Raw genomic sequence first — 16,569 nt, forward strand, 5'->3', positions numbered from 1 at the left:
CTGCGGGCCGCGCCCGTTCAGTGGCGCACGCGCAATGCGCTGAACACCGCCGCCACCGCGGCGAAGCCGGCCGCCAGCGCCAGCGCGATGGCCGGGCCGCGGCCGTCATGCACCGAGCTGAAGCTGAAGATGCCTGCCAGCAGCACGGCGCCGGCCGATTGCCCGGTCAGGCGCGCGGTGCCGAGCATGCCGCTGGCGGCCCCCGAGCGCGCCACCGGCGCGCTGGTGATGATGGTGTGGTTGTTGGGCGACTGGAACAAGCCGAAGCCGAAGCCGCACACGGCCATGCGCCAGGCGACGTCGAACGCCGCCGGATGGGCCGGCGCCGCCGCCAGCAGCGCCAGTCCGGCCGCCAGCACCGCCAGCCCGACGCCGCCGAGCAGTCCGCCGGGATAGCGGCCGATCAGGCGTCCGGCGATCGGCGCCGAGGCGACGATCGCCAGCGGCCAGCAGGTCAGCAGCAGGCCGGCGCGCAGCGGCCCCAGTCCCCAGGCGTCCAGCATCAGGAACGGCAGCGCGATATAGGCCAGCGTCTGCGCCGTGAAGGCGCCGACCGAGGTGCACATCGACAGCGCGAACACCGGGATCCGCAGCAGGTCCACCGGCAGCAGCGGGAACTGCCGGCCGCGCTGCCGGCGCACGTACAGCACGCCGACGCCGATGGCCAGCGCCAGCATCGCCAGCCCGGTCATCGCGGTGGAGCGATCCGCGGTGGTTCCGCTGCGCGCGCCCAGGATGTCGGCCGCCAGGAACAGCAGGACGAACATCGACGCGTTCAGCACCACGTCGACCGGCGACAGGCGGGCGCCCCCGGCCGGCGGCGCGGCATTGTGCGGCAGGGCACGGAAGCCCAGCGCCAACAGCAACACCCCGAGCGGGACGTTGATCGCGAACAGCCAGGGCCAGGACGCGACCGAGAGCACGCCGGCGGCCACGGTCGGCCCGGCGACCGACGCGACCGCGACCACCACCGAGTTGAGCGCGATGCCGCGCCCGAGCTGCGGGCTCGGGTAGGTCAGGCGCACCAGGGCGGCGTTCACCGCCATGATGCCCGCCGCCCCCACGCCCTGGACCGCCCGCGCCGTTGCCAGCGCCGGCAGCGACCGCGCCAGCATGCAGCCGATCGACGCGGCGGTGAAGATCGACACCCCGGCCAGGTACACGCGCCGGTAGCCGACGCGGTCGCCCAGCGTCGCCAGCGGCAGCAGCAGCGCCAGGGTGGCCAGCTGGTAGGCGTTGATCACCCAGACCGCGTGCGAGGGCGTGGAGTGCAGGTCGCGCACGATGCCGGGCAGCGCCAGGTTGACGACGGTGCCGTCCAGCACCGACAGCGCAATGCCCATGATGATCACGCCCATCGCGTGGTAGCGCTGGGGCAGCGGCAGTCCCGGGTAATGCGCAGGCTCGGCCGCTGCCGCAGGGAAACTAGGCGATGGTGGATTGGCGGAGTTGATGGTCTGATGCCAGCAGTTGATTGACGGCAGCATAGCCTTCATCGAATCCCTGCATCAGGTTCGAGTGCTTCCACTCGAAGCTGACCTTGGTGCGCGGCCGGATCGGAACCTCGACCACGCGCGGCCCCATGCGCGACTGGTTCAGCAGGTGCTGGCGGAACAGCTTGATGTCGTTCTCGCCGACTTCGGCGGCGAACTGCATCGGCAGGTTGGCCAGCGCGCCGGCCAGGTCGCGCGGCGTCCTGACCTGGCTCTCGTCGACGATCCGGTTGACCCAGACCTCGTCCAGGTCCGGGTGGTCGCGCAGCACGTTCCTGAAATTGACGGTATCCACCAGCGCGCCCTCGGTGTATTCGTCCTTGCCGATGCGAACGCTCTGCTCGATGTAGGGCAGCGCCGAGCATGCGCACAGCGACTTGGGCGAGATCTTCAGGTACCTGCGGCCCTGGTGGTCCTGGGGCCGGTTGTGGAAGATCTGCATGCTGCCGGCCTCGCCTTCCGTGCGCGCCATGCGCCAGGCGTTGTGGTAGATCTCCGGCTTGTCGTCGCCGTAGAGCGCGCGCTCCCGGAACACTTCCTTCAGCACGTGGCTCTGCTTGTAGTAGATCCGGGACAGGCCGTTGATGTCGGACTTGTAGACCAGCGACGTGAGGTAGCGCGTCACCGGATTGACGGCCAGCACGTCGTTCAGCATCCAGTAGTTGAACTCCTGGTTGGTGACGCCGCCCGGCTGGGTGAACAGCTTGATCGACCTGACGAAGCTGTCCTGGATCTGCTGCGGCAGCACCAGGCTGGCCCAGTTGAGGTCCGGCGAGTCGGGAAAGTCCTGCCAGGCCTTGCGCAGCGCCTGCAGGTCGGTCGCGAATCCCAGGTTGACCGGAAACCAGTCGTAGGACTGGTCGTCGCGGAAGCAGTAGGTGGCGAAGAAGTCCAGCGTCTGCTGGGCGCGGTCCGGGCCGGGGCGGGTGTTGTACACGATGCCGACCCAGGCGCCGATGCACGACAGCGCGAACACGTCGAAGCCGATGCCGGCCTTTTCCAGCGCCGCCAGCGCGCCGATGTGCAGACCGGCGGCCGGGCCGCCGCCGGCCAGCGCGATGGCACGCTTCTTCCTGTGCTTGCTGCTCATGGGCGTCCTCCTGCGTTGTCGGGAGCCTGCCTGGGTTCGGCCTGTTGGCGCCCGGTCCTTGTGGACTTATTGTGTGGCAGGCGAGAGGAGGCTGTCATGGGCAAGATCGACGAGTGGAACCCGGTATACCCAAATGAGGGAGTCCCCGCGCAGCGGCCGGCCGGCGCGCATGCGCCGGCCCTGGCCACCACCGCCGCGCTGGTGGATTCCATCTATCGGACCGTGATGAAGCTGCAGCCGCGGGCGGTGCACTTCTACCTGGGCGAGGGCCTGCGCTGGATCCGGGTGGGCTTCAATGGCCAGGGGCCGCTCGCGCCGCAGGCGGTCGCTGAGGTGGGCGGGGCCATCGCGTCCTGCCTGCCGCGGTCGCAGCCGTTGTTCTTCCATGCCTTGCGGCCGCACGACCTGCTGTTCTTCCTGGAAGGCGGCGAGTCGGAATCGATCGGCATGCCCGCCGAGTATTTCGGCACGCCGCTGCAGGACGTGCTCGCTGCGTGGAAGCTGGCGCCGGCACCGCCAAAGCGGGCGCAGCGTTCCGCTCACAGCATGGCGGCGGCGCCGAACTCGCAGCGCGCCAGGTCCAGCCGCTGAACCCGCGCCAGCGCCTGCGCCGCGCGGGCCGACTGCTGCGCGCGGTCGGCGTGGCCGGACAGCTGCAGCGCATGCGACCAGGCCAGCGTGGCGAACGCTTCCTCGGCGCGCGCGCCGCCTTGCCGGAACAGGGCGACGGCCTGGTCGAACATGGCCTGGGCCTGCTGCGGATCGCCGCCGGTCATGACGGCGCCGACCGCCCTGGCGCGCCAGGCGATGGCCTCGGCGAAATGGCCGCCCAGCGCCCGGGCCACGGCGATCGCCTCGTCGGCCGCGGCGATGCCCCGGGCGTAATCGCCGCGGCCGCAGGCGATCTCGGCCTCGATCGCCGGCAGGTAATCCAGCAGCGACCACTGGCCTTGCGCCACCCGTGCCAGCAGCGCGCGCGCCTCGGCCAGCGCAGCGCCGGCCTGGTCGAAGCGGCCCGAGCGGCACAGGCACAGCGCCAGGAACACCAGGCCATGCCAGTCCAGGTACGGGACCGAATGGATGCGGCTGAGCTCGACGCAGCGGCGTGCGTCGGCCACCGCTTCGTCCAGCCGCCGCACCGCCATCAGGGCATGGCTGCGCCAGATGCGGGCGCCGCCCAGGTAGATCGGCGACTGCACCAGCTCCGCCTCGCGCACCGACAGGTCGGCAAAGCGCAGGCCGTCGTCGCCCGGCCCCATCTGGCAGGCGGCGTAGGCGATCCAGCCCAGGCCCGAGATGTAGTCGATGAAGCTGCCCGCCACCTTGTAGTGGCCGACGTTGGACTCGTTGATGAAGTCCAGCATCTCGTTGAACAGGCCCTGGCAGCACAGGTCCATCGCCAGCGCCGACGCCGGCTTCATCTCGATCAGCGCCGCGCCGGTGTCGCGGCCGAGCTTCCTGATCTCGCCGAACAGCCGCCGTGCCTCGGCGTAGCGGCTGGAATACAGATGGGCCCGCGCTTCCTGGAACAGGATGGCCGACAGCGTCGCCGCGTCGCAGCTCACGCCCTCGATGCGCGACAGCTGGCGGGCCAGCGCGCCCAGTTCCATCAGCCGGCTGGGCAGGATGGCGAAGCGGCCCACTTCCATCAGCCCCAGGATGATGTCGATGTGGCGGCCGACGTTGCGCGGCGTCGGCTCCAGGCCGGCGATCAGCTCCTGCGCGCGCGAGAAATACGACAGCGCCTCGGCGATGGCCACCATCCGGGTCGAGGCCAGCCCCGCCGCGTACAGGTATTCCACTTCCCGCTCGGGCAGGGCGGCTTCGTGGCAATGGTGGGCCATCAGGCCCGGCTCGCGGCTGGCGACCTCGGGCTGGTGCGCCTCGATCGCCTGCACGATGCGCGCATGCAGCGCCTGCCGGTCGCTGCGCAGCTGGCCTTCGTAGGCCGCCTGCTGGATCAGCGCGTGCTTGAAGACGTACTCGGCGGCGTGCTGCGGGCCGCGGCGAAACAGCAGCTGCGCCTTGACCAGCCGCTCCAGCGCCGCCGCCAGCACGCCCGGCGGCTGCCCGGTGACGCGCAGCAGCAGCGGGAAGCTGAATTCGCGCCCGAGCGCGCTGGCCATCCGCGCCACCTCCTTGGCGTCGTCCAGCCGGTCCAGCCGGGCCATCAGGCTGTCGCGCAGCGTGGAGGGAATGTCCAGCGCCGGCAGCGGGGCATCTGCGGCGGGCGCATCGGCGCCGCCGGAGGCTGCGCGCGACTCGAGCACCGTCGCGGTCAGCTCCTCGATGAACAGCGGAATGCCGTCGGTCTTGGCCAGGATCTGGCTGACCACCGCCGGCGGCAGGCTGTGGCCGTGGCAGACGTTGTGGACCAGCCGTTGCGCATCGGCCTGCTGCAGCGGTTCCAGCCGGATCTCGCGCACGCCCGTCTCGCCCCAGTCGCGCCGGCCGGGCGGGCGCGAGGTGACCAGTGCCATGAAGGGCTTGTGGCGCATCCGCCCGAACAGCGCCGCCAGGAAGTCCGCCGTCGCGCCGTCCATCCAGTGCGCGTCTTCCAGCATGAACAGCACCGGGGCGGCTTCGCAGTGGCGCTCCAGATGGCGCAGCAGCACCTCGCGCGTGAGGTTGCGCTGCCGGTCCGGCGGCATCGGCGGCAGCGCGCGCGCAGCGGGCATCCGCAAGCCGAGCAGGTCGGCGACCAGCGCCAGGTCCAGCTCCGTCGCCGCGGTGCCCAGCCAGGCTCCCAGCTGCTCCAGGTTGTCCGGGCCGTCGCCGGCACCGACGCGCGCCTCCTGCCGGATCCAGGCGATCAGCGGATGCAGCGGCGTGCTGGCCTGGTTGGGCGAGCATTGCAGCAGGGCGGCCAGCCCCGACGACCGCGCGAAGCGCTCGGACGCGGTGCGCAGCAGCCGCGACTTGCCGATGCCGGCCTCGCCGACCAGGGTGACGATGCTGCACTGGCCGCCGCGGGCGCGCTCCCAGCCGGCCTGCAGCGCCGCCAGTTCGGCGTCGCGTCCCAGGCATTCGAAGATCTCGGTGCGCCGGGCATCGAAGCGCACGCCCGACAGCGACTCGCCGACCACCTTCCAGGCGCGCACCGGCTTGTCCAGCCCCTTGAGCTGGTGCCAGCCCAGGTCGGCATACATGAACAGGCCGCCGGCCAGCCGCCGCGTCTCGTCGGCGATCACCACGCTGCCGGCCGTGGCCAGCGCCTGGATCCGGGCCGCCAGGTTCGGCGTCAGGCCGGTGGCGGCGTGGCGCTCGGCGAAGCCGCTGCCCACCATGTCGCTGATCACGGACATGCCGGTGGCAAGGCCGATGTGGACGTCGAGCTGGCTGCCGCCGTCGCGCCGGCCGCTGGCCAGCGCCTCCACGATGCGCAGGCTGGCGCGGATCGCGCACTCGGCGGCGTCCTCGCGCGCCACCGGATAGCCGAAGTACGCCAGGATGCCGTCACCGACAAGCCGCGCAGTGAAGCCGCCCGCCTCCTCGATGATGGTGCAGCAGGAAGAGTAGTAGGAGTGGATCAGGCTGCGCAGGTCGTCCAGGTCCAGCCGGCCCGACAGCTCGGTGGAGCCGACCAGGTCGCAGAACATGACAGTGATCTGGCGCCGCTCGCCTTGCTCGCTCTTCGGCGGGGCGGCCTGCGACCGGCGCGGCGGGCGCTGGTCCTGCCCATCCTGCAGATCGCGCAGGGCGGCCAGCAGCATCCGGCGGTGGCCCAGCGACAGGCCCAGCTCCTTCAGGTCGGCGTCCGACAGGGTCGGCAATAGCTCGAGGTCGACATCATTGCGGTGGAATGTTTCGGCATGCGCCGCCAGGCCCAGCGTGTCCAGCCAGCGGGCGAGCTTGTCCTTGTCCTTGTCCTTGTCCCCAGGCGCCACCATCGGACTTCCCCGGCAACCGCGGCGGCCCCGGACCCGCGGCGCAACGGCATCTTGTTGTCGCGGGGGCCTCGGTCAATGTAGCGCATCCACGCTGGCAGGAGGCGGGGGCTCGCCCGTTTGGGGGATATCCCTGGAGCAGGGCGGCGGTCAGTGCAGCCCGCTCGGCCGCAGTGCCGGAACGGACAGTTCGCGGCCGACCATGGCGCGCGCATAGAGGTAGTTGTTGCGCGCCTGCTCGCTGAGCGCGTCGAGGTCCACGTGCCCGTGCGGATCGCATGGGAAGGAGTAACCGCGGCCGCTGTCAAACAGGGAGCAGAAGCGCAATTCGTAACGGAGGGTCGCATCGATCATTTCGGTTCCCCATGGCGCGCAACGTTCTGCGCACTTTCACTATGGGCGAAGGCGCGCTGCGCCGCGATCGGCGCACGCCGGGTTTGCGCCTCAGCGCAAACCGATGGCGCGTAACCGAACGGGCTGACGCGGCGTAGGCGCCGTCCGACCGGCCGCTTCAGGATCCGGCGTGCGCGCGCTCCAGCCGCACTTCGAAATGCGCGCCGGGCAACTCGCCGATGTCGCGCATGGCGGCCTGCCGCGCGGCGTCGAAGGCGCGCGGCCATTGCACCGCCAGCGCCGCGGTGTCGCGATCGAGATGGCTGGCGTCCGACTCGCTGGCATTGACCCAGGCGCGGTAGGTGCTGGCGACGGCATCGGCGCCGCCGAGCGCGCGCTCGATGCTGGCGGCAAAGCGGGTCTCGGCGGTGATGCGGTTGGACGACGGCAGGTCCTGCGCGTCTTCCAGCGCGACGGTGTACGGATGGCTCATGGCGGCGCCTTGCGATACTGTGTAAACGTACAGTATGCGCCATCACCGCGCGGCCCGTCCAGAGGCCGCTGATTTGCAACAGAGACCCCTGTCAAGCTTGCCAGTGAGGGTCCGTGACAGGCGGAGGGTCCTGCAGGATGAACCGCGCAGAGCCGCATTTTCATTGATCTTAATGCTCTCTTTTCAATAGCGAAAATTTGACGCGCCGACGCGCAACAGTCGGTAAGAAAGGTAAGGCGGTCGAGTTTTCATTAGGGCCGCCGCGTGCCTGCACCCAATACTGCCCCAGCCACTTCTGGCCGCAAAAGATGGAGTCCATGATGAAACGCCGATCCTTCCTTCGCCGCGGCGGCAGCATCGCGCTGGCGGCCGCGACCGCCGCGCCGTGGCTCTCGACGTCGTACGCCGCGAACGCAGGCGCGATCGTGGTCGGACAGACCGCGGCCATCACCGGCACGCAGGCCGGCTTCGGCACCGCGATGCGCGACGGCATCAAGGCGGCGCTGCAACAAGCCAACCGCGGCGGCGGCATCGGCGGCCGGGCTGTCAGCCTGCTCACCCTCGACGACCAGGGCGACAAGGGCAAGACCGAAGCCAACGTCAAGGAGCTGGTCGCCAACCACCAGGTGATCGGCCTGACCGGCTGCACCACGCGGCCGTGTTCGGAGGCGGCGGCGCTGCTGGCCGCCGGCGAAGGCATCGCGCTGGTCGGGGCCTTCTCGGGCACGCCGCTGCTGTATGGCGACAAGGCGGCCACCACCTTCACTACCCGCGCCAGCTACGAGCGCGAGCTGCAGGCCATCGTCCACCATTACCGGCAGCTGGGCGCCGAGCGATTCGGCTTCGTCCACCTGGAAGACGCCAAGTCCACCAACGTGCCGCTGCTCGAATCGATCCTGGCGCGCGAAGGCGGCAAGCTGACCGTCACCGCCGGCGTCGACCGCAAGGGGCCCGGGCAGAACGCCGCCGCGATCCGGACGCTGGATGGCAACAAGCCCGAGGTGCTGATCATCCTGGCCAACAACGCGCCGCTGACCGGCTTCCTGCGCGAATACGCGCCGCGCACGCTGGTGCTGCCCAAGATGGTGATCTCCTTCGTCGACCGCGAGAAGCTGCTGGCCGACCTGGGCAAGGACGCGCCCGGCGTCGGCTTCAGCGTGGTGGTGCCCGAGTACACCAAGGAGAAGTACACCGTGGTGCGCAACTTCCTGCCGGAGGCGCGGGCCATGAACATCCCGGTGTCGCCGGTCTCGCTGGAGGGCTACGTCACCGGCCTGGCGCTGCTCGAAGGGCTGCGCCAGGCGCGCACCGAAAGCCGTGCCGGCCTGATCGAAGGCATGGGCCGCGTCAGCGGGCTGGACCTGGGCTACACCAATTTCCGCTACACCAGGAGCGAGCGCACCGGCTCGCATTTCGTGGACCTGTCGCTGGCGTCGCGCAACGCGGGCCTGGTCTGAGGAGGCAAGGATGGCGATCGATTTCACACCCGTCACTCCGGTGCTCGGCGCCCGGGTCAGCGGCGTCTCGCTGGCCACGATCACCCCGGCGCAGTTCGACCGGCTGTACGGCATCTGGCAGCAACATCACGTGCTGGTGCTGCGCGGCCAGCAGCTGACCAACGCGCAGTTCGAGCGCTTCTCGGCGATGCTGGGTGAGCTGGACCCGCCGCCCAACCAGGGCGCCGGCCGCAAGAGCGTGCCGGACCATCCCAACCTGTATGTGGTGTCCAACCGCAAGAACGGCGCCGGCGAACCGATCGGTGCGCTGGGCGACGGCGAGGCGCAGTGGCACACCGACATGTCCTACCTGCAGCAGCCTCCCTTCGCCTCCATGCTGTGGTCGATCGAGCTGCCGGACAGCGGCGGCGACACCTGCTTCGCCAGCATGCCGGCGGCACTGCGCTCGATGCCGGCGGAGCTGGTGCGGCGGCTGGAGCGGCTGTCGATCAAGCACGACGGCACCTACGACAGCGGCGGCTTCGTGCGCAAGGGCATCACGCCCAACGACGATCCGACCCAGTCGGTGGGCACGCTGCACCCGGTCGTGATCGAGCAGCCCGAGAGCGGCGAGCGCACGCTCTACCTGGGCCGCCGCCGCAACGCCTACATCCCGGGGCTGCCGCTGCAGGAGTCGGACGCGCTGCTCAACACCATCTGGGGCTACGCCACCGATCCCCAGGTGACCATGCGCCACCAGTGGCGGCTGGGCGACGTGGTGCTCTGGAACAACTTCACCACCATGCACCGGCGCGACGGCTTCCCGCCCGAGCAGTTCCGCACCCTGCACCGCTCCCAGATCAAGGGCAAGTACGTCCCGTCGGCCGCGGCGGTCAAGGAGGCAGCATGATTTCCCGCCGCCATTTCACCCGGGCGCTGGCAGCGGCGCCGCTGGCCGGCTATGCGGCGGCCTCGCTGGCCGACACCGACTATCCGCACAAGCCGATCCGGCTGCTGGTGGGACTGGCCCCCGGCGGCATCGCCGACATCACGGCGCGCTTCATCGCGCCGCGGCTCGGCGAGATCCTGGGCCGGCAGGTGTTCGTGGAAAACCGCACCGGCGCCGGCGGCGCCATCGCCACCCGCGCGGTGGCCACCAGCGCGCCCGACGGCTACACGCTGCTGATGGCCTTCGACGGCACCCACGTGACGCTGCCGGCGGCCAATCCCGGCATCGGCTTCGAACCGGTGGGCGACTTCGCCATGATCGGCAAGGTGGTGGACGCGCCGGTGATGATCACGTCGCATCCGAGTTTTCCGGCGAAGGACTTCGGCCAGTTCATCGCGCTGTCGCGCCGGATGATCGGCGCCAGCACGGTCTATGACTACGGCACCGCCGGCGTCGCCAGCACCGGCCACCTGACGATGGAACTGCTCAAGCAGCGGCTGGGCTTCTTTGCGGTGCACATTCCCTACCGCGGCGGCGGCGACGCCCGCGCCCAGGTGCTGGGCAAGCAGATCCCGTTGATGCTGGCGGCCGTTCCGGCCACCTCCGGCGACGTGCGTTCCGGCGCCCTCAAGGGCCTGGCGGTGACCAGCGCACAGCGTTCACCGGTGCTGCCCGGCGTGCCGACGCTGGCGGAGCTGGGCTACAAGGAGACGGCGGGCCTGGACATCAATTCCTGGGTGGGGCTGATGGCGCCCTCGCGCACGCCGCCGGCGATCATCGCCCGGCTCGATGCGGCGCTGCGCGAGACCCTGGCCACCGACGACGTGCACGCGCGGCTGCTCAATTCCGGCGCGACGCCGGTCAAGAGTTCGCCCGAGCTGTTCCGGGCCCAGGTCAGCAGCGACCTGGCCCGCTGGAAGGGCGTGATCCGCGACTCGCACCTGCAGCTGCAAGCCTAGTGCGTCGTCCCGGGCTCGACCCGGGACCGGGACGCAGCCGCGCGCGGACCCTCAGAGCGAGCGTTCCACCCGCCACATCTGGTACTTCAGGCCGGCCACTGCGCCGGCGATCATGGCGGCGACGGCGACGAAGCTGGTGGCGCTCAGCGTCGAAATGCCGGTGATGCCCTGGCCGATGCTGCAGCCCATCGCAGTCACGCCGCCCACGCCCATCAGCGACGCGCCGACCAGGTGGTGGCCCAGGTCGCGGGTGTCGCCGAAGCCCTCCCAGCGGAAGCTGCGCTGCGCCAGCGCGACGACCGCCGACCCCGCGATCACGCCCGCCACCGTAACGATGCCGACGCTGAGCAGCTTGCTGCGGTCGCTGAAGAACATCAGCCAGTCCAGCGAATAGGCGATCGGCGAGACGAAGCTCAGGCCCTCGGCCCGGGTCGAATTGGTCGCCAGGAAGGTCTCCTCCAGCGTCTGCGGATGTTCCGCGATGTGGCCCAGGTGGCCCGTCACCCACCACATCGCCAGCACCGCGGCGCCGACGCCGAAGCCGGCCAGCAGGTTGTTGCGCTGGCCGAGGAACTCGCGGTCGGCCAGGGCGAACGCCAGCAGCGCCAGCCCCAGCACCAGCCCGATGGCGAGCGCCGCCACCGGCACGCTCACCGGCAGCAGCTGCGCGGCCCAGGCCGGCAGGCTGGCCTGGGTGGCGCTTTCGACGGCGACGCGGTCCACCGTCGCCGTGCGCAGCACCGCGGTGATGCCCTTGAGGGTGGCGAAGCCCGCGACCCCCAGCACGATCATCACCACCAGCGACTTCAGGCTGCCGCCGCCCACGCGCACCAGCGTCTTGCTGGCGCAGCCCGACGCCAGCACCATGCCGAAGCCGAAGATCGCCCCGCCGGACAGCGCCGACAGCCAGAGCCAGCGGGTCGAGGCGTACAGCGTCTTGGCCGGATCGACGGTGCCGGTCCACGCCAGCGCCGCGAAGCCCAGCATCGTGACGCCGGCGGCCAGCGCCCACTGGCGCATCCGGGTCCAGTCGCCCATGGCGACGATGTCGCTGACCGCACCCATGGTGCAGAAGCCCGTGCGCTGGGTGACGGCGCCGAACAGCAGGCCGACCGCGAAGGCGGACCAGAGCACGAGGTGGGTGAGGGAGGCGAGGGCAGCGTCGGTCATAAGCGGCCGATTCTAGGGGTCCGTGGCGCCGGGGCCGCCGGTTTTATAATCTATCGATTCATATATTGTTCCGGAGCCTCGCCATGAACCCCCACCTGATCGTCCCGCCGGCGCTGCCGCAGCGGCTTGCCCGCCCGGCGCGCGGCTGAGCGATGGGCAGCCTGCTCGCTCCTTTCATGGGCCTGGCGGTCGGCTTCGTGCTGGCGCTCACCGGCGCCGGTGGCGCCATCGTGGCGGTGCCGCTGCTGGTGTTCGGCCTGCAGCTGACGCTGGCGCAGGCGGCTCCGGTGGGCCTGCTGGCGGTGGCGGTGGCGGCGGCGCTGGGGGCGTTCCTCGGGCTGCGTGCCCGGGTGCTGCGGTACCGCGCCGCCGGCGTGATGGCGGTGGCGGGGCTGGTGACCAGCCCGGCCGGCCTGTGGCTGGGACAGCGGCTGCCCAACGGGCCACTGACGGCGCTGTTCGCCGTGGTGCTGGCGGTGGTTGCCGTGCGCACGCTGCGCAACGCCAACCGCGAACTGCGCGGCGAGGCGGTGAGCCGGCCGGCGGCGCCGCCCTGCCGGCTCGATCCGAACGAGGGCCGGCTGCACTGGAACGCCGCCTGCGCCCGCGCCTTGCTGCTGGCCGGCGCGGTGGCCGGCTTCCTCTCCGGCCTGCTGGGCGTGGGCGGCGGCTTCGTGCTGGTGCCGACGCTGCTGGCCTTCACCGACCTGCCGATGAAGGCTGTGGTGGCCACCACCATGGGCGTGCTGGCGCTGGTGTCCGCCGGCGGCGTGTTCAACGCCAGCCTGGCCGGCCAGGTGCAGTGGGCGGTGGCCTTGCCCTTCGCGGCCGGCGCCGTCGCCGGCCTGCTGGCGGGGCGCGTGTTCGCCGGCCGGCTGTCGGGCCCGCGCCTGCAGCAGGGCTTCGCCATCCTGTCGCTGCTGATCGCGGCCGGCATGCTGGCACAGGCAGGCTGGAAGGCCGGTCTAGTCCCGCTCTAGCTTGACCTGGGTCAAGGCTGGCAGCCGGCAACGGCCTACAGTGGGAAGCGTTGTCAATCGAAGGCGAAGAGCATGAACGCCCATTCCGTTCCCCCGGCCGACGGCCAGCTCGACACACCGCTGGACGGGTTTTCGCGCTGCCACCTCGGCATCCTGTCGCAGCTGACGGCGACCGCGGAACTGCCGCAGCTGCTGGCCGCCGCCGAGCGCGCCCGCCACATCGCGGCCGACACGGTGGAACTGTTCGACTCCTCGGTGCCGCGGCACCACGCCGACGAGGAAAACGACCTGTTCCCGGCCGTGCAGCGCAGCGCCGCCCTGGGCGCCGAGTGCGCGCAGGTGGCCGAGATGATCCGGCGCCTGACCGCGGAACACCGCGCCATCGAGGCGCTGTGGGCGCTGGTGAGGCCGGCGCTGAAGATGGCCGCGCATGGCGCGCCGGCGGAACTGGATGAAGAGGCGCTGGAGCGGCTGGGCCGCACCTACCTGGCGCACGCGCGCGAGGAGGAGCAGCACTTCCTGCCGCTGGCGCAGCGGATCCTCGGGCGCGACAGCAGGCACCTGGCGGCGCTGGGCATCGCGCTGCACATGCGCCACGTGCCGCAGCCCCTGGGCTACATCTGAAGCGCGGCGGCGGCCAGCCGCCGCACGCGCCGGATCTCGCGTTCCTTGACCAGCGCGTACAGCGCCGGGATCACGACCAGCGTCAGCACCGTCGATGACACCATCCCGCCCACCATCGGCGCGGCGATGCGGCTCATCACCTCGGAGCCGGTGCCGGTGCCCCAGAGGATCGGCAGCAGGCCGGCCATGATCGCGACCACCGTCATCATCTTGGGCCGCACCCGCTCCACCGCGCCCTCCATCACCGCGGCATGCAGGTCGCCGGCCTCGGGCTGGCGCCCCTGCGTCAGGCAGCGCACCTTGGCGGCCTGCCAGGCGTGGTCCAGGTAGATCAGCATCACCACCCCGGTTTCGGCCGCCACGCCGGCCAGCGCGATGAAGCCCACCGCCACCGCCACCGACAGGTTGTAGCCCAGCGCCGCCATCAGCCAGACGCCGCCGATCAGCGCGAACGGCACCGACAGCATCACGATCAGCGTCTCGGCCAGCCGGCGGAAGTTCAGGTACAGCAGCAGGAAGATCGCCAGCAGCGTGACCGGAACCACCAGCTTCATGCGGGCGGCGGCGCGCTCCATCGATTCGAACTGGCCGCTCCAGGCGATGTAGGTGCCGGGCGGCAGCGTCACGCCGCTGGCGACCGCCTGGCGCGCGTCGGCCACATACGAGCCGATGTCGCGGCCGCGGATGTCCACGTAGATGTAGGCCGACAGCAGCGCATTCTCGGTGCGGATGCCCGGCGGCCCCTGCACCACGCCGACCCGCGCCACCTGGCCCAGCGGGATGGTGGCGCCGTCCATCGCGGTCAGCAGCACCTCGCGCTCGATCTGCTGCGGGCTGCCGCGCAGCTCGCGCGGATAGCGCACCGTGACGCCGAAGCGCTCGCGGCCTTCGACGGTGGTGGTCACCATCTCGCCGCCCAGCGCGGTGGCGATCGTGTCCTGCAGGTCGCCGACCGACAGGCCGTAGCGGGCCAGCTGGGCCCGGTCCGGCTCGATGTCCAGGTAGCTGCCGCCGGTGAGCCGCTCGGCGAAGGCCGACGCCGTGCCCGGCACCTTGCGCACCACCGCCTCGATCTCCCGGGCCACCCGCTCCATCTGCTGCAGGTCCTGGCCGAACACCTTGATGCCGACCGGCGTGCGGATGCCGGTGGAGAGCATGTCGATGCGGGCCTTGATCGGCATGGTCCAGGCGTTGGAGATGCCGGGGAACTGCAGCGCCCGGTCCATCTCGGCCACCAGCTGCTCCTGCGTCAGGCCGGCGCGCCACTGGCTGGCCGGCTTGAGGTTGATGACGGTCTCGAACATCTCGACCGGCGCCGGATCGGTGGCGGTGTTGGCGCGGCCGGCCTTGCCGTAGACCGAGGCCACCTCGGGAAAGCTCTTGATGATCTTGTCCTGGGTCTGCAGCACCTCGGCCGCCTTGGTGATCGACATGCCGGGCAGCGACGCCGGCATGTACAGCAGCGTGCCCTCGTCGAGCGTGGGCATGAACTCGCTGCCCAGGCGGGCCGCCGGATACAGCGAGACCGCCAATGCGACGGCGGCAGCCAGGATGGTGAGCTTCTTCCAGCGCATGACGGCGGCGATCACCGGCCGGTAGGTCCGCACCAGGACGCGGTTGACCGGGTTCTTCGCCTCCGGCGGGATGCGGCCGCGGATGAACAGCAGCATCAGCACCGGCACCAGCGTCACCGACAGCAGCGCGGCGCCGGCCATGGAGAAGGTCTTGGTGAAGGCCAGCGGCGAGAACAGCCGGCCCTCCTGCGATTCCAGCGAGAACACGGGCAGGAACGACACCGTGATGACCAGCAGCGAGAAGAACAGCGCCGGGCCGACCTCGCGGCAGGCGGCAAGCATCGCGTCGGTGCGCTGCGCCGGTGTGTGGCCCGGCGGCAGCCGCTCCAGGTGCTTGTGCGCGTTCTCGATCATCACGATGGCCGCATCCACCATCGCGCCGATCGCGATCGCGATGCCGCCCAGGCTCATGATGTTGGAGTTCATGCCCAGCAGGCGCATGGCGATGAACGCGACCAGCACGCCCACCGGCAGCATCACGATCGCCACCAGCGCCGAGCGCACGTGCAGCAGGAACAGCACGCACACCGCGGCCACGATCAGGCTTTCCTCGACCAGCGTGCGGGTCAGGGTGGCGATGGCGCGGTGGATCAGGTCGGAGCGGTCGTACACCGGCTCGATGGTCACGCCGGCCGGCAGCCCGGCGGAGATCTCCTGCACCTTGGCCTTGATGTTCCCGATCACCTCCAGCGCGTTCTGGCCGTAGCGGGCCATGGCGATGCCGGAGACCACCTCGCCTTCGCCGTTGAGTTCCGCCAGGCCGCGGCGCTCGTCCGGCACCAGTTCGACGCGGGCCACGTCGCGCACCAGCACCGGGGTGCCGCGCTCGCTCTTGAGCACCAGCAGCTCGAGGTCGTCCTTGCCGCGCAGGTAGCCGCGGCCGCGCACCATGTACTCGGTCTCCGCCATCTCCACCACCCGGCCGCCGACGTCGCGGTTGGAGTCGCGGATCGCCTGCGACACCTTGGCCAGCGGGATGCCGTAGCTGCGCAGCTTGTTGGGGTCCACCGTCACCTGGTAGGTCTGCACGAAGCCGCCGATCGACGCCACTTCCGCCACGCCATGCGCCTTGGTCAGCTGGTAGCGCACGTACCAGTCCTGGATGGTGCGCAGTTCGGCCAGCGTCCGGTCCTTGGCCAGCAGCACGTACTGGTAGACCCAGCCGACGCCGGTGGCGTCCGGGCCCAGCGTCGGCGTCACGCCGCGGGGCAGCCGGGCCGAGGCGAAGTTCAGGTATTCCAGCACCCGGCTGCGGGCCCAGTAGATGTCGGTGCGGTCCTCGAAGATCACGTAGACGAAGGAGGCGCCGAAGAACGAGAAGCCGCGCACCACCTTCGACTGCGGCACCGCCAGCATCGCGGTGGTCAGCGGGTAGGTGACCTGGTCCTCCACCACCTGCGGCGCCTGGCCCGGGTACTCGGTGTAGACGATCACCTGCACGTCCGACAGGTCGGGCAGGGCGTCCAGCGGCGTCTTCAGCACGGCCAGCACGCCGGCGATCACGATGAACAGCGTCGCGAGCAGGACCAGGAACGGATTGTTCCCCGACCACTGGATGATGCGCGCCAGCATGGGTCCTGC

General features: G+C 70.8%; 13 protein-coding genes. 6 read left to right on the forward strand and 7 right to left on the reverse strand.

All coding sequences use genetic code 11. The annotated features are described in order from the left end of the window. Nucleotides 1-17: 17 nt before the first annotated feature. Entirely contained in the window at nucleotides 18-1,487 is a 1,470-nt protein-coding gene (locus ACFPOE_RS17940; RefSeq protein ID WP_376851655.1) for an MFS transporter, read from the reverse strand. Continuing rightward, complete coding sequence (locus ACFPOE_RS17945; RefSeq protein WP_376851656.1) at nucleotides 1,426-2,583, reverse strand: patatin-like phospholipase family protein; 1,158 nt, start codon at nucleotides 2,581-2,583, stop codon at nucleotides 1,426-1,428. Before ACFPOE_RS17945 ends, ACFPOE_RS17940 begins: the two co-directional genes overlap by 62 nt. Nucleotides 2,584-2,679: 96 nt before the next feature. On the opposite strand from ACFPOE_RS17945, the gene ACFPOE_RS17950 reads away from it, so the two are divergent. Beyond that, nucleotides 2,680-3,174 carry a hypothetical protein gene (locus ACFPOE_RS17950; RefSeq protein WP_376851657.1) on the forward strand — a complete coding sequence of 165 codons (495 nt, stop codon included), beginning with the start codon at nucleotides 2,680-2,682 and terminating at the stop codon, nucleotides 3,172-3,174. Here the strand turns inward: ACFPOE_RS17950 and ACFPOE_RS17955 are convergent. From ACFPOE_RS17955 to ACFPOE_RS17965, 3 genes are all read right to left on the reverse strand, one after another. Next, nucleotides 3,123-6,473 carry an ATP-binding protein gene (locus ACFPOE_RS17955; protein WP_376851658.1) on the reverse strand — a complete coding sequence of 1,117 codons (3,351 nt, stop codon included), beginning with the start codon at nucleotides 6,471-6,473 and terminating at the stop codon, nucleotides 3,123-3,125. The two genes, ACFPOE_RS17950 and ACFPOE_RS17955, sit on opposite strands and share 52 nt — an antisense overlap. A gap of 147 nt (nucleotides 6,474-6,620) precedes the next feature. Then, nucleotides 6,621-6,824 (reverse strand): hypothetical protein, encoded by a 204-nt coding sequence (locus tag ACFPOE_RS17960; RefSeq protein WP_376851659.1) that lies wholly within the window; start codon nucleotides 6,822-6,824, stop codon nucleotides 6,621-6,623. A 157-nt stretch (nucleotides 6,825-6,981) separates the two neighbouring features. Then, a complete protein-coding gene (locus ACFPOE_RS17965; RefSeq protein WP_376851660.1) occupies nucleotides 6,982-7,296 on the reverse strand; it encodes a hypothetical protein in 315 nt (104 codons plus the stop codon). Between the two features lie 320 nt (nucleotides 7,297-7,616). Between ACFPOE_RS17965 and ACFPOE_RS17970 the strand changes: the two genes are divergently transcribed. The 3 genes from ACFPOE_RS17970 to ACFPOE_RS17980 are packed head-to-tail and all read left to right on the forward strand — an operon-like array spanning nucleotide 7,617 to nucleotide 10,640. Further along, nucleotides 7,617-8,753, forward strand: coding sequence for an ABC transporter substrate-binding protein (locus tag ACFPOE_RS17970; RefSeq protein ID WP_376851661.1), 1,137 nt, complete (start codon nucleotides 7,617-7,619; stop codon nucleotides 8,751-8,753). Between the two features lie 10 nt (nucleotides 8,754-8,763). Beyond that, complete coding sequence (locus ACFPOE_RS17975) at nucleotides 8,764-9,642, forward strand: TauD/TfdA dioxygenase family protein (RefSeq protein WP_376851662.1); 879 nt, start codon at nucleotides 8,764-8,766, stop codon at nucleotides 9,640-9,642. Further along, nucleotides 9,639-10,640: a Bug family tripartite tricarboxylate transporter substrate binding protein gene (locus tag ACFPOE_RS17980; RefSeq protein WP_376851663.1), complete on the forward strand. Its 1,002-nt coding sequence runs from the start codon at nucleotides 9,639-9,641 to the stop codon at nucleotides 10,638-10,640. Before ACFPOE_RS17975 ends, ACFPOE_RS17980 begins: the two co-directional genes overlap by 4 nt. 51 nt (nucleotides 10,641-10,691) lie before the next feature. Here the strand turns inward: ACFPOE_RS17980 and ACFPOE_RS17985 are convergent, their stop codons facing one another. Continuing rightward, nucleotides 10,692-11,810, reverse strand: a complete 1,119-nt coding sequence (locus tag ACFPOE_RS17985) for a YeeE/YedE family protein (protein ID WP_376851664.1) — start codon at nucleotides 11,808-11,810, stop codon at nucleotides 10,692-10,694. A gap of 152 nt (nucleotides 11,811-11,962) precedes the next feature. On the opposite strand from ACFPOE_RS17985, the gene ACFPOE_RS17990 reads away from it, so the two are divergent. Both ACFPOE_RS17990 and ACFPOE_RS17995 read left to right on the forward strand, forming a co-directional pair. Next, nucleotides 11,963-12,790: a TSUP family transporter gene (locus tag ACFPOE_RS17990; RefSeq protein ID WP_376851665.1), complete on the forward strand. Its 828-nt coding sequence runs from the start codon at nucleotides 11,963-11,965 to the stop codon at nucleotides 12,788-12,790. A 72-nt stretch (nucleotides 12,791-12,862) separates the two neighbouring features. Beyond that, nucleotides 12,863-13,414, forward strand: a complete 552-nt coding sequence (locus ACFPOE_RS17995) for a hemerythrin domain-containing protein (protein WP_376851666.1) — start codon at nucleotides 12,863-12,865, stop codon at nucleotides 13,412-13,414. Here ACFPOE_RS17995 and ACFPOE_RS18000 read toward each other — a convergent pair. Next, nucleotides 13,405-16,560 (reverse strand): efflux RND transporter permease subunit, encoded by a 3,156-nt coding sequence (locus tag ACFPOE_RS18000; protein ID WP_376851667.1) that lies wholly within the window; start codon nucleotides 16,558-16,560, stop codon nucleotides 13,405-13,407. The genes ACFPOE_RS17995 and ACFPOE_RS18000 overlap by 10 nt on opposite strands. Nucleotides 16,561-16,569 lie beyond the last annotated feature (9 nt).

Origin of the sequence: Caenimonas terrae, from assembly GCF_042655405.1 — a bacterium.
Lineage (GTDB): Bacteria > Pseudomonadota > Gammaproteobacteria > Burkholderiales > Burkholderiaceae_C > Ramlibacter > Ramlibacter terrae_A.